Consider the following 13,103-nt stretch of genomic DNA (forward strand, 5'->3'; position numbering starts at 1 on the left):
CGGGAATTTCGAGAAGCTTTCGTCATGATCGCCACATGTCAAAGCTGATCGACGACATAGCGAGCCAGACCCAGCTGCTAGCCCTGAACGCCAACATTGAGGCGGCACGCGCTGGAGATCATGGCACAGGCTTTGCGTCGTTCGCCAAGAGGTATCCAAGCTCGCGCTGCAAACCCGGAATCCGCCGTCCGCATCACCGAACAGATGACAGCAGCGACGCGCGAAGCGCCGTCTTGAGGAAGCCGTCGAACGGATGAAGGCATCCGTTCTCGAAAGCTCTTCCGCCATGGAAGAAACGACCGAACGCTTCAAAGGATTCGCCAAATTCATCGCCGATACGACGGCCAACTGCAGCGAATGAACGGCAACCTCCGCGCCGTGACGACTCGACCTCCTCCCTCTCCGAGGCGGTCATGAGTACGTCCGCGATGGTCGAGCAGATGGCGGCCGGAACCGAGGAAGCGCTCGCCTCCGTCGACGTCCAGCAGCACAACATCCTCTCCATGAACGAATCGGTTCGGCAAGCTGTCAGCACCGGCATGTCGCTCCGTTCAGCCGTTTCCCAGTTCAAGCTTCCGGCAGAGAACGGAATGACCCCTCTTTCCTCCGCAATCGAGAGCTGGATGGAAGGAGCACTCGGGGTACGAGCCATTATGCTGTCCATGATTGAGTGCCGCGCTCCCGAAGACATCCGGGCTTGGAACGAGCGCAAGCTCGCGATGGAGCAGCAGCTGGAGCAACGGTTCGAAGAGCTTGCCGTTCATTGTGCGGATTCGCGAGATAGCCGCTGTCTCGCCGAGCTTCGCGAAGCTTGGGAAAGCTTCCATCGGACCAAAGATCGCAATGCGGGCTACATGCTGAACGGCGAATACGAAAAAGCGCGCCAAGGTCTGACCCAACAAGGACGGCAATTGTTCAAGGCGGCGCTGGATCATGCCATTCAATGGATGGAAGACGAGCCTATCGCCGTCTGATCAGAAGAAATCCGCCAAATAAGTCGGGCCGCGGGGAATCCGGCGCTCCATAATCGCCAGCGCCTCCTCTTCGGCCTTCAATCTCCCTACAGAGGCGAACGCTGCCGGACGTCGTCCTCCGGCGAGCATTGCAGTCCATGTCTGAATGTCGCACGCAGCCGAGGGAATTCCCGGAGCCGCCATCTCTGTCCGCTCGACCAAGGCCGATCGTCCGTTCGCGGGAATCGTCAACCGGAACCAGCCGTCGTTCCAATCCGCCCGTTCATCCTCTACCCGGATCGCCAATACATCCTCCGCTCGGAAGCCGCAAAGGAATACGGCTCGATGAACCGCTCCACATCCACGATACGCGACATGAAATAAGGCAACAGCTCTTGCTTGAACCGCGGCTCCGGCAGCAAGAAAGGCAGGTCATCGTCCTCCGGGCCATCATGACGAGCTGATCGATCATCGAATCGTGATTGCCAATGAAGCTCCACAACGCCGCCCGAGCCGTTTCGGTCGTATGCACCCACTCATGTATCCGCATCTTGCGGTCCGCCGCCTCATACAGCAAATAACCTTCCGCGATTCCGTCCGGATTTCGGTATAGAGCGGCCACCCCCGGCTTGGACAGCACCTTTCTCTCCCACCAGTCGTCCGTTCTCGCCAGCGTACAGCTATATTTTGCAGCGTATTGTTCGTACACGTCGTTCAGCAGTTCCGAACGTTTCGGCACAATGGCAACCGTCCCCGGCACATCTGCCCGAGGAGGAAAATGCTTCGTCTCGATCGTGTACTGCTTTCTCGTCACCGTCAGCTCATACCCGTATTTGCGGTAAAAGGGAACCGAGAACGGATGCAGCATGCTGATCGTCTGTCCCGCTTCGCGCATTTTTCGGAGCGCATGGTGAAGCAGCTTGGTCACTCCCCCTTGCCTGCGCGCGTCCGGCCAACTGGATACGCTCGCGACTCCGCCCATTTTCATCCGAACACCGTGGATCCACACCTCAAGCGGCAAAATAGACAAATTCGTCAGCAGCCTGCCATTCTCGTCGAACAGCCCCCAATGATTGTCTGCACGGAACGATTCGCGCTCCTTTTCCACTCGCTCCGGCGGCATTTGAATTTGAAAGGCGAACTGCCACAGCGCCATCAGATCATCGAATTCGTTCTCTCGAACATTCCTTAACGTCATCATTGGATGCTTATCCTCTTTTCCGTTGATTTCATACCTATGCTTTCATCTTAACCGAACCGTGCGAGCAAGGCCAAAAAAAGAACCCGGCATCGCTGCCGGACCCTCAATTCGTGTCATATTTACCAATCCAAGATGTATGGCGGGGACTTAATTCCAGCCGCGTTCCTTGAACCACGCAAAATTGAGCTGCGCACTCTCCAGAGACGAGATGTCGTACCGCTCCTGCTCGATAATGACGTACTCGACGCCCGCTTGCTCGCTTGCGGCAAGAGCGGTGTCCCAGTCGACCGTGCCGCGGCCGATTTCCGTATCGACGCCGTCGGGTTTGAAATCCTTTGCGTGAACGAGCGGCAGGCGACCCGCATATTTAGCGACGTAAGCAGCCGGGTCTTGCCCTGCGACTTTTATCCAACCAAGATCGAATTCGGCGAACAGCTTGTTTGCCGGGATGCTTTCCAACAATTCGTCGATAATCAGCTTGCCGCTTGGAGCCGGCTTGAATTCGAACGCGTGATTGTGGTAGCCGAACGCAAGCCCCGCTGCCGTCACGACATCGGCGGCGCGCCCGAGCGTATCGATGAACTTAGCCACATCGCCCGCTGTCGGGTTTTCCGGCAACGGATACCCCGGCACGACGAATTTCGGAAGTCCGAGCTCGATCGCGTATTCGATCTGTTGCTTCAAGTTCTCTTCCAGCTTCTCCGGCTCGTTCACGGTCAATCCGACGTGCGCGGACGATGCATGGAGACCGTTGTCGGCGAGAGCCTGCTTCAAATCTTTGGCGGAAACTCCGTAATACCCGGCCAGCTCTACGTTCTTGTATCCGATTTCAGCAATCTGTCTAATGGTGCCAAGGAAGTCTTTTTCCGCGAGGTCGCGTACGGAATACAATTGAATGCCCAACTGCGGTTTACTCATCTGTTCATCCACCAATCTATCGTTAGAGTGTCATCCCCCCTTCATTATAGGCAAAAAAGTCACTCCCCACGAGGAAGGTTTTTGCCCACTTTTTATGGCATTTGGGGTTTCCACTTTATCCGAGCTAGCCGCGCCGCAGGAGGCCGATAATTCTGCAGCCTCTATCGACGAACTCCCGCACCAGATTGTCGTCGGCATCGTGATTGATCATTCCCAGTCCGCTGACGTATGAGAAGTACGACCAACCGGTAGCCTCGGGATCTCCCGGCAACAGCTCGCCCGCCGCCTGCCCTTGCTCGATGAGACGAGTCAGTGCGGTGACGATTTCGCTCGAATAGGCGAAGACGGCCTTCGACTGCTTGTCGAACACGGCTGGCTGGCTTAGAACGATTTGAACGATTCTTAAATACGACCCCTTCCGAATATGAGATTCGACCTGTTCCTTGACGATAAGCTCCAGAATGCGCCCGGGCGCTCCTTCTTGGCTAAGAAGCTTTCGCAGCCGCGAAGACTCCTCCTTCAAGGACCTTGTATAATCGCGTCCAGCAGCTCCTCCTTGCTTGAAAAATACGTAAACACCGCCGCATGGCTCATACCCGCTTCCTTGGCGATCTCGGACACGGTCGTCGCGAAAAACCCCCTCGTGGAAAACAACGAAGAGGCTGCATCTATAATTTGTTGTCGCTTCTTTTCCCGCAATGCTACATTGACCGTTCTTGACATTCGCATCACCCCGCCCAATTATATCATCTAAGCTGAATATTTACATTAACTGATCAGTCAGTTATATTATAATTGAAAAGCAGAAGGAGGCAATCACATGTCACTATTCAAAAGCGAAACCCAGCTCCCTTTGGACACGAGCGGCTTCATGACCGTCCGGCACCTCACCTTGAAAGGGACATCCTATGAAATCGGCAGCCATCTGGCGTCGTTGGCGCGATCGCGCCACCATGTGGAGCCCCGCCGTCAACCTTCCGAGACGTTGCGCAACCGGTTCCAGAGGGAATACGTCCAGAGGCGCTACCCTATCCATTTCGAGAGGATGAAAGGGATTGCGGCCGCTTTTGACTCAAAGCTGGATGACGACGAATTGGACTTCAACCAATTGATGTACAATATGGAGCCCTTCGGATGCTCCGCCGTGTTCTATCCTCCTTCAAAGACAAAATCGGGGCAAGGGTTCCTCAGCCGCAACTTCGACTTTTCCTTGAAGACGATGGACGACCGGGAAGCGTCGGAGAATCATCCCGCCGTCGTCGGCAGCCCTTATATCATGGAGCTCTATCCCGATGACGGTTACGCTTCGCTGGCTATGTGCAATTACGATCTGGTGAACGGCGTTCTCGACGGAATCAACGAGAGAGGACTTGTCGTATCCATTCTCGCCGACGACGAATCGGCGAATACATATCCGCGGGAGCCCGCTTTCACTCGCCAAGTAGGCTTGAACGAATTGCAGATCATGAGGCTGATTCTCGACTCCTGCGCCAACGTGGAGGAGGCTAAGCAGGCGCTGTTGTCCCATCGGCTATACTACGCCCACATCCCGCTCCACTACTTGATAGCCGACCGCAGCGGCAAAAGCTTCGTCTTCGAGAGCTCCTACACGAACAACCGCTATCACATCCTGGACGGCGGGACGGAGCCTTTCATCGTCTCCAATTTTCTTCTTCATCGGTATGCGGACGGCACCCCTTTGCCCGAGGACGACAATCCTAACGGCATGTATGCCAGGTACAACAGGATAAGGGAGAAAATCGCCGCCCATTCCGAGCCTTTCTACACCGATGAGGAAGTCCGGGAGTACAATAGATGCGCCTATATCGATCCCTCCTTCGACAAAACCTCCCGAACCTTATGGCACTCGGTCTACGATACGTGCGAGAACAGCATGAAGGTCGACTTCTACGTGAAGGATTTGCCGGAAGGCAGCCAGCGTTCCGAATCGTTCACGTTTCGGTTGAAGCCGCATCGATAAATCGGCCATATAAAAAGCAGAGAAGCGATAAGCGCCTCTCTGCTTTGTTGTATGGAGCGGTTATTTCATGTGCTATAAGAGTATTACTTGAGGTTTTTCAGGTTGTAAAATGCGTCTTTGCCGCCATAGATCGCGGTGGAAGCCAAGCGATCCTCGATGCGGAGCAATTGGTTGTACTTAGCGACGCGGTCCGTACGGGAAGGTGCGCCCGTTTTGATTTGGCCGGCGTTCGTAGCGACTGCGATGTCAGCGATCGTGCTGTCTTCGGATTCGCCGGAACGGTGGGAGATAACGGCCGTGTAGCCTGCGCGTTTAGCCATTTCGATCGCGTCGAACGTTTCAGTCAGCGTACCGATTTGGTTAACTTTGACGAGAATCGAGTTGCCTACGCCTTGTGCGATACCGTCGGACAGACGCTCGGTGTTCGTAACGAACAGGTCGTCGCCTACGAGCTGGACTTTGTCGCCCAATTTCTCGGTCAGCAGTTTCCAGCCTGCCCAGTCGTCTTCGGAGCAGCCGTCTTCGATCGAGACGATCGGATATTTCTCTACCCAGCTAGCGAGCAGATCCACGAACTCGGCGGACGTGTAGGACTTGCCTTCGCCTTCGAGGTGGTATTTGCCGTCTTTGAAAAACTCGGTGGAAGCGACGTCCATGCCCAGGAAAATTTCGACGCCTGGCTTGTAGCCCGCTTTTTCGATAGCTTCAATGATCGTGGACAGAGCTTCTTCGTTGGAACCAAGGTTCGGTGCGAAGCCGCCTTCGTCGCCGACAGCCGTGTTCAGGCCTTTCGCTTTCAGAACGGATTTCAGCGCGTGGAAAATTTCCGTACCGGCGCGAAGAGCTTCCGAGAACGTAGGCAAGCCGATCGGCAATACCATGAATTCTTGAACGTCAACGTTGTTGTCGGCATGAGCGCCGCCGTTAACGATGTTCATCATTGGAACCGGCAACGTTTTGGCATTGAAGCCGCCGAGGTACGTGTACAGAGGAACGTCAAGAGCGTCAGCCGCAGCGCGGGCAACCGCGATGGATACGGCAAGAATCGCGTTGGCTCCGAAGTTGGCTTTGTTCGGCGTGCCGTCGAGCTCGATCATTTTGCGGTCGATAGCGACTTGATCGAGAGCGTCGTAGCCGATGATTTCAGGAGCGATCGAAGCGTTGACGTTCTCAACGGCTTTCAGAACGCCTTTGCCGAGGTAACGGTCTTTGTCGCCGTCGCGAAGCTCAACGGCTTCGTATGCGCCGGTCGATGCGCCGGACGGAACGATTGCGCGTCCTTTGGCGCCGGATTCGAGGGATACTTCGACTTCCACGGTCGGATTGCCGCGGGAGTCGAGCACTTCGCGTGCGTAAACGTCGGAAATGATAGTCATGAATATGCACTCCTTTGTTCTTATGGGACCTTGGCCCCTAATTTAATTAACCCACTAAAGCTTCAAAACCAACCCACTACTCCTGCACCCAGCCGCATTCGAGCAGACGGTAGATGCAGGCGGCACTTTCCGTTTTTCGAAAAGACGGTAGATGCAAGCGGCACTTTCCGTTTTCGAGCAGCTAACTGCATTTCATACCGTTAATCAACTGACGGACGTATGCGAGCGGTAAGCAACTGCAGTTCGTACATCTAAATCACGGGAAACCGACGTATACATGCAGCTTCTCCGGCACTAGCAGCAAGTTCTGCAGTTAACTCGCCCAAATACGCCTTCCGAACCTAATTTAACTGTATCTTCTGCATTTAATCAAGCCGGGAGGCAACAATTCCCGTTTGTAGGGACTCAGCCAAACCCGGTCTGTCATTTTATCCAAGCGCCGACCTGCCAATTGCTAGCCCTCAATAAGAGTCGCGCCCGTCATTTCCTTCGGCTGCGGAAGCTGCAGCAGCGACAACAGCGTCGGGGAGACGTCGGCCAGAATGCCGCCGTCGCGCAGCTTGACGTCCTTGCTCGTTACGATGAACGGAACCGGGTTCGTCGTATGCGCGGTGAACGGACGCCCGTCGTCGTCGATGACGAGATCCGCGTTGCCGTGATCGGCCATGATGACGGCTACGCCGCCCTGCGCGAGAATCGCCTCGACGACTTTGCCGAGGCAATCGTCGGTCGCTTCGACCGCTTTGATCGTCGGCTCCAGCTTCCCGGAGTGTCCGACCATGTCGGGGTTCGCGAAGTTAAGAATGATCGCGTCGTGATGACCCGCTTCAATCTCCTTCACAGTCGATTCAGCGAGCTCGTACGCACTCATCTCCGGCTGAAGATCGTAAGTGGCTACCTTCGGCGAATTGATGAGGATGCGAGTCTCTCCGTCGAGCTGATGGTCGCGTCCGCCGCTGAAGAAGAACGTCACGTGAGGGTACTTCTCCGTCTCCGCCGTGCGAAGCTGCTTCAACCCGTTCTGCGCGATCACTTCGCCCAGCGTATTGTCGAGCTCCTTCGGCTTGTAGGCGACAAAGCCTCCGACCGTCTCTGCGAACAGCGTCATGCAGACGAAGTACAGGTTTTTCGGATATTTCGGCCCGCGGTCGAAGCCGCGGAAGTCTTCGTTCGTGAACACGTTGGAAAGCTGAATCGCGCGGTCCGGACGGAAGTTGAAGAAGATAACCGCGTCTTCGGATTCCACCAGACCGACCGGCTTGCCCTCCGCCCCCACGATAACCGTCGGCATGACGAACTCGTCCATGACCGACTTCTCGTACGATTCCTTCACGGCCTGAATCGGATCGGAGTAGGCCGGGCCGTCGCCGTATACCATGGCGCGGTAGGATTTCTCCGTCCGTTCCCACCGCTTGTCGCGGTCCATCGCATAATAACGCCCTTGCACCGTAGCGACTTGTCCGACGCCGATTTGTTCGATTTTTGCCTGAAGCTGCTCCAGATAGCCGACCGCGCTGTCCGGGGACACGTCGCGTCCGTCCAGAAAAGCATGAATGAATACTTCCGTCAGCTCTTCCTTCTTCGCAAGCTCAAGCAAGGCGAACAAATGGGCAATGTGGCTGTGAACGCCGCCGTCGGACAACAGCCCGTACAGGTGCAGCTTCTTGCCGTTTGTCTTCGCATGGCGAACGGCGCCAAGCAGCGTCTCGTTATCGTAGAATTCGCCTTCGCGAATCGACTTGGAGATGCGGGTCAAATCCTGATAGACAATGCGGCCGGCTCCGATGTTCAGGTGACCGACTTCGGAGTTGCCCATCTGTCCTTCCGGCAAACCTACCGCTTCCCCGCAAGCCGTTAATTCGGTGTGAGGGTAAGTGGCCCAGTAGCGGTCGAAGTTAGGCTTGTTCGCTTGAGCGACGGCGTTGCCGTGCGTCTCCCCCGAAGGCCGAAGCCGTCGAGGATGATGAGCGCGACCGGTTTTGGACGTGGGGAGCCCATCTTATTTCGCTCCTTCGACCAGCGCCACGTAAGACGCCGGCTCCAAGCTGGCTCCGCCGACGAGAGCGCCGTCGATGTCCGGCTGGCCCATGTACTCGGCTACCGTGTTCGGTTTTACGCTTCCGCCGTACTGAATGCGAACCTTCGAAGCGACATCTGCGCCGTACAATCCGGCAACGACGCCGCGAATGTAGGAAATCGTCTCGTTAGCGTCGGCAGCCGTCGACGATTTGCCCGTTCCGATCGCCCAGATCGGCTCGTAAGCGATGACGACTTCGGACGCTTGCTCGGCGGACAAGCCGACGAACGCGCCTTCCGTCTGTACGCGAACGACTTCGTTCGTCGTGCCGGCTTCGCGCTCTTCGAGCTTCTCGCCTACGCATACGATCGGAGTGAGTCCATGCTTGAACGCAGCATGCGTCTTCTTGTTAACGATCTCTTCCGTTTCGCCAAAATATTGACGGCGCTCCGAGTGACCGATGATGACGTAATGAACGCCGAGATCCTTCAGCATAACGCCGCTGATTTCTCCCGTGAAAGCGCCGTTGTCTTCGAAGTGGAGATTTTGCGCGCCGACTTTGATCGTCGTGCCCTTAACCGCCTCGACAAGCGCCGGCAGCGCCGTGAAAGGAGCGCAAATGACGCTCTCCACACCGGCTACTTCGGCTTTGCCTTTCACTTCGGAGACGAAGGATACCGCTTCGCCAGCCGTCTTGAACATTTTCCAGTTGCCTGCAATAATCGGAGTTCTGCTCATCGTCTCTACCTCACTTATCGTTAAGCGCTACGACGCCCGGAAGTGCTTTGCCTTCCATGAACTCTAGGGACGCGCCGCCGCCTGTGGAAATATGGTCCATTTTGTCAGCCAGGTGGAACTTCTCAGCAGCAGCAGCCGAATCGCCGCCGCCGATAACCGTGTAAGCGGAAGTATCCGCGCAAGCTTGAGCGACTGCACGGGTACCGTGAGAGAAAGGCTCGATTTCGAAAACGCCCATCGGCCCGTTCCATACGACGAGCTTGGAGTTCTTGATGACGTCGGCGTAGATTTCGCGGGTTTTCGGCCCGATGTCGATGCCTTCCCAGTCGGACGGGATACCGTCAAGACCTACGATATTCGTGTTAGCCGTCGCGCTGAAGTCGTCGGAGATGACGATGTCGACGGGAAGAAGCAGGTTTTTGCCGGCTTTCTTCGCTTTCTCGATGAACTCAAGCGTCAGATCCAGCTTGGAGTTGTCGCACAGCGATTGGCCGATTTCGTAGCCTTGCGCTTTGAAGAACGTGTAGGACAAGCCGCCGCCGATGAGGATGTTGTCGGCGATCTCGATCATTTTGTTGATGACGTCGATTTTGTCCTTAACCTTGGAGCCGCCGACGATTGCGGTGAACGGGCGCTCAGGGTTGTTCAGCGCTTTGCCCAGAACGTCGAGCTCTTTCTCCATCAGCAGACCGGATACGGCCGGGAGATGATGAGCGATGCCTTCGGTGGAAGCGTGAGCGCGGTGAGCGGCGCCGAACGCGTCGTTCACGTACAGGTCGGCCAGCTCCGCGAATGCTTTCGCCAATTCGACGTCGTTCTTCTCTTCGCCCGCGTAGAAACGAACGTTCTCAAGCAGCAGGACGTCGCCGTCCTTCAAAGCTGCGACAAGACCTTTCACGCTCTCGCCGATCGCTTCGTCAGCCTTAACGACCGGCTTGCCGAGCAACTCCGACAAACGAGCCGCAACAGGCGTCAGGCGCAGACCTTCCACGACTTCGCCATTCGGACGTCCCAAGTGGCTGGCCAGGATGACTTTCGCGCCATTTTCGATCAGGAATTTGATCGTAGGCAGCGTCTCGCGAATGCGAGTGTCGTCCGTAATCGCGCCATTCTCCAGCGGAACGTTGAAATCTACCCGAACAAATACCTTCTTGCCTGCCAATTCCACGTCGCGAACGCTCTTCTTGTTCATGGTCCCAGCCTCCTATGCAACAAATATGTCTCTACGCATGAAGCAGGACCCCGATGTCGGAGTCCGCTTATGGATAACGCATGACGCATTCAATCGCTAACCTCGTTAAGTAAAGCGTGTCCCGGAATTGCGAATGCAAGTCCGGGACGAATGCGAGCCTAAGATGAAACTAAATATTACAGACCTTTGCTGGCGATGAACGCCGCAAGATCGACGACGCGGTTGGAATAGCCCCACTCGTTGTCGTACCAGGAAACGACTTTAACAAGGTTGCCTTCGACGACCATCGTGGACAGCGCGTCGATCGTGGAAGAAGCAGGGTCGCCGTTGTAGTCGCTCGATACAAGCGGCTCGTCGGAGTAGTTCAAGATGCCTTTCAGAGGGCCTTCAGCGGCAGCTTTCAGAGCCGCGTTAACTTCTTCAACCGTTACGTTGTTTTTTACTTCGGCAACGAGATCGGTTACGGAAACGTTAGGCGTAGGAACGCGGAACGACATGCCGTTCAATTTGCCTTTGAGCTCAGGCAGTACGAGGGAAACGGCTTTCGCAGCGCCAGTGGACGAAGGAATGATGTTTTCCGCGGCAGCGCGAGCGCGGCGAAGGTCTTTGTGCGGAAGGTCAAGCACTTGTTGATCGTTCGTATACGAGTGGATCGTCGTCATCATGCCTTTGACGATGCCGAATTGCTCGTGGATGACTTTCGCGAAAGGAGCCAAGCAGTTCGTCGTGCAAGATGCGTTGGAGATGATCGTATGTTGAGCAGGATCGTATTTGTCTTCGTTAACGCCCAGAACGACCGTAATGTCTTCGTTGGTAGCAGGAGCGGAGATAATAACTTTCTTCGCGCCGCCTTTCAGGTGAAGCTCGGCTTTATCTTTAGCGGTGAAAATACCCGTCGATTCAACGACGATTTCAGCGCCGACGGAAGCCCAAGGAAGGTTGCCAGGATCGCGTTCTGCGAACACTTTGATCGACTTGCCGTTGACGATAAGAGCGCCTTCGCCTACTTCAACGGTTCCGTCCAGACGACCATGAGTTGTGTCATACTTGAGCAGATGAGCGAGCGTGCTTACGTCCGTCAGATCGTTGATTGCTACGATCTCTACGTTAGGGTTGTTCAGGGATGCGCGAAACACGTTGCGGCCGATCCGGCCAAATCCGTTAATACCGACTTTTACCATGATGGTTTCCTCCTTGAAAGGCTTAAATTGTTTGATCTATTGTCAGGCGCCGTTAGCGCCAAGACCACATAATTGGAACTTACAAATGCCGTAATGCTTCCTCGGCGGCCGCTTCGTCGGTGACGAGAATGTCGTCGTGTCCGAAGCGCAGCACGGATGAGATCGCCTCGCCTTTGCTGCGGCCGCCCGCTATGCCGATAACGACGCCGGCCGCTTCGATGTCTTCGAGCCTGAGACCCGCCGTCGCCATTCGATGCACGACCTGACCGTTCCGGTCGAAGTAGTAGCCGAACGCTTCCGCCAGCGCGCCTTCCCGCTTCATCTCTTCCATCGTGTCCGGGCCGACCTTCCGTCTTCTTGCCATCGTCATCGCGTCGCCGATGCCGTGAACGACGATCCGCGCTCCGCGAATCATATCGACGACTTCCTTCACGTTCGGCTCTTGCATAATCGTCTGATAAGCTTCCTCGCTCAGATGGTCGGGAACATGGAGCATTCGATATCTCGCACTCGTCAGCTTGGCTAATTCCGCGGCGATCGTGTTCGCTTGGTAATCGACGCTTTCGCCGAGTCCGCCTCTTGCCGGCACGAACCAGTTGTCCCGCATCGGAGCGGATACCGGAAATTGCGACGCCATTCGCGCCATCGTGGAGCCGCCCATTACCGCCACTACGTCGCCTCGCGAGAGGCTTTCGCGCAGCACGCGGCCGCCGGCGCGTCCCATCTCCCGTTTCACATGATCGGATTCGTCGGAATCTCCCGGCACAATAACAACCTTGGACAATCCGAACGCTTCGCGCATCGCTTTCTCCAGATCGGACAGCCCGAACAATTCCTTCACGAGCGGCTCCAGCTCTTCGACAAGCTGGCGGCCGGCCTCGCTAAGCGCCATTCCTCCGGCGCTCGTATCCACGAGCCCTTGCTCGCGCAAAATATCGAGCTCCGTCCGGAGCACGCGCTCCGTCAAATCCACGCTGATCGCCAACGTTCTGCGGCCAATCGTCCCCGATAAAAAAATCCGCTGCAAAATTTCATACCGCTTGTGCATGACTTGCATTAGATCGGGTATTAGCTTGCGTTCGATCTCGAGTATTTTCCGCATTCTTTCCGAGTCTCCCCCTGCGGCCGGTTGGCATCGGCGTGAACGCGGGCGGTTTGGGTTGGACTTAAAATGTCCCGCCGCTTCTTTTTATGTCCCACTTACATTTTATCCGAATCCCGCTTTTGTTGCAACCCTAAACGTCCATGAACCCGTCAAATTTAACAGCATCGTTTTGCTTGCTTTTTCTAGTGCCATGACCTATAATAACTCTTGCTGTTCCAATAAACATGCGCCCGTGGTCCAATGGATATGACGTAGGCCTCCGGAGCCTGAGATAGGGGTTCGATTCCCTTCGGGCGCGCCAACTTCTAGCTTTGACAGAACCGACCGTTCCATACGGCCGGTTTTTTTGTTTTTTCACCCTTTGACTTTCTTTGACTTTAGACGCGGAATTGGATATGATTAAGAAACCAATTTTCAATCCAACCTTAATAAGGAGGGGGA

13 protein-coding genes, 1 tRNA gene and 1 pseudogene are annotated in these 13,103 nt (G+C 55.6%); 4 read left to right on the forward strand and 11 right to left on the reverse strand.

Translation table 11 applies throughout. From position 1 onward, the window contains the following. Positions 1-257, forward strand: a 257-nt coding sequence (locus D3H35_RS34955; RefSeq protein ID WP_411675163.1) for a methyl-accepting chemotaxis protein, incomplete at its 5' end; no start/stop codon positions are given. 156 nt (positions 258-413) lie between these two features. Continuing rightward, on the forward strand, positions 414-974 hold the full coding sequence (locus tag D3H35_RS21360; protein WP_119151265.1) for a hypothetical protein: 561 nt from the start codon (positions 414-416) through the stop codon (positions 972-974). On the opposite strand, the gene D3H35_RS21365 is transcribed toward D3H35_RS21360, so the two are convergent. The 5 genes from D3H35_RS21365 to D3H35_RS21385 all read right to left on the reverse strand — a co-directional run bounded on the left by D3H35_RS21365 (position 975) and on the right by D3H35_RS21385 (position 3,795). Further along, positions 975-1,259 carry a sterol carrier protein domain-containing protein gene (locus D3H35_RS21365; RefSeq protein WP_119151266.1) on the reverse strand — a complete coding sequence of 95 codons (285 nt, stop codon included), beginning with the start codon at positions 1,257-1,259 and terminating at the stop codon, positions 975-977. Next, complete coding sequence (locus D3H35_RS21370; protein ID WP_119151267.1) at positions 1,237-2,154, reverse strand: GNAT family N-acetyltransferase; 918 nt, start codon at positions 2,152-2,154, stop codon at positions 1,237-1,239. The genes D3H35_RS21365 and D3H35_RS21370 overlap by 23 nt, the downstream gene beginning before the upstream one ends. A 147-nt stretch (positions 2,155-2,301) precedes the next feature. Next, positions 2,302-3,072, reverse strand: a complete 771-nt coding sequence (locus D3H35_RS21375; RefSeq protein ID WP_119151268.1) for a sugar phosphate isomerase/epimerase family protein — start codon at positions 3,070-3,072, stop codon at positions 2,302-2,304. Positions 3,073-3,196: 124 nt separating this feature from the next. Further along, on the reverse strand, positions 3,197-3,595 hold the full coding sequence (locus D3H35_RS21380) for a hypothetical protein (RefSeq protein WP_119151269.1): 399 nt from the start codon (positions 3,593-3,595) through the stop codon (positions 3,197-3,199). Continuing rightward, positions 3,592-3,795, reverse strand: a complete 204-nt coding sequence (locus tag D3H35_RS21385) for a TetR/AcrR family transcriptional regulator (RefSeq protein WP_158594217.1) — start codon at positions 3,793-3,795, stop codon at positions 3,592-3,594. Before D3H35_RS21385 ends, D3H35_RS21380 begins: the two co-directional genes overlap by 4 nt. 97 nt (positions 3,796-3,892) lie before the next feature. On the opposite strand from D3H35_RS21385, the gene D3H35_RS21390 reads away from it, so the two are divergent. Beyond that, on the forward strand, positions 3,893-5,053 hold the full coding sequence (locus D3H35_RS21390; RefSeq protein ID WP_119151271.1) for a C45 family peptidase: 1,161 nt from the start codon (positions 3,893-3,895) through the stop codon (positions 5,051-5,053). A gap of 83 nt (positions 5,054-5,136) precedes the next feature. Here the strand turns inward: D3H35_RS21390 and eno are convergent, their stop codons facing one another. The 6 genes and pseudogenes from eno to D3H35_RS21420 all read right to left on the reverse strand — a co-directional run bounded on the left by eno (position 5,137) and on the right by D3H35_RS21420 (position 12,659). Beyond that, positions 5,137-6,429 (reverse strand): phosphopyruvate hydratase, encoded by a 1,293-nt coding sequence (eno, locus tag D3H35_RS21395; RefSeq protein ID WP_119151272.1) that lies wholly within the window; start codon positions 6,427-6,429, stop codon positions 5,137-5,139. Between the two features lie 454 nt (positions 6,430-6,883). Then, positions 6,884-8,427, reverse strand: a pseudogene (gpmI, locus tag D3H35_RS21400) (2,3-bisphosphoglycerate-independent phosphoglycerate mutase). Position 8,428: 1 nt separating this feature from the next. Further along, complete coding sequence (gene tpiA / locus D3H35_RS21405; RefSeq protein WP_119151273.1) at positions 8,429-9,184, reverse strand: triose-phosphate isomerase; 756 nt, start codon at positions 9,182-9,184, stop codon at positions 8,429-8,431. A gap of 10 nt (positions 9,185-9,194) precedes the next feature. Next, on the reverse strand, positions 9,195-10,376 hold the full coding sequence (locus D3H35_RS21410) for a phosphoglycerate kinase (RefSeq protein WP_119151274.1): 1,182 nt from the start codon (positions 10,374-10,376) through the stop codon (positions 9,195-9,197). Between the two features lie 176 nt (positions 10,377-10,552). Then, positions 10,553-11,557: a type I glyceraldehyde-3-phosphate dehydrogenase gene (gene gap, locus D3H35_RS21415; protein ID WP_119151275.1), complete on the reverse strand. Its 1,005-nt coding sequence runs from the start codon at positions 11,555-11,557 to the stop codon at positions 10,553-10,555. A 79-nt stretch (positions 11,558-11,636) separates the two neighbouring features. Further along, positions 11,637-12,659, reverse strand: coding sequence for a sugar-binding transcriptional regulator (locus D3H35_RS21420; RefSeq protein WP_119151276.1), 1,023 nt, complete (start codon positions 12,657-12,659; stop codon positions 11,637-11,639). A 229-nt stretch (positions 12,660-12,888) separates the two neighbouring features. Here D3H35_RS21420 and D3H35_RS21425 point away from each other — a divergent pair. After that, positions 12,889-12,963: transfer RNA gene (locus tag D3H35_RS21425), tRNA-Arg, on the forward strand. The last annotated feature ends 140 nt before the right edge of the window (positions 12,964-13,103 follow it).

The sequence above is a fragment of the Cohnella faecalis genome (assembly GCF_003570905.1).
GTDB classification, from domain to species: Bacteria; Bacillota; Bacilli; order Paenibacillales; family Paenibacillaceae; genus Cohnella; species Cohnella faecalis.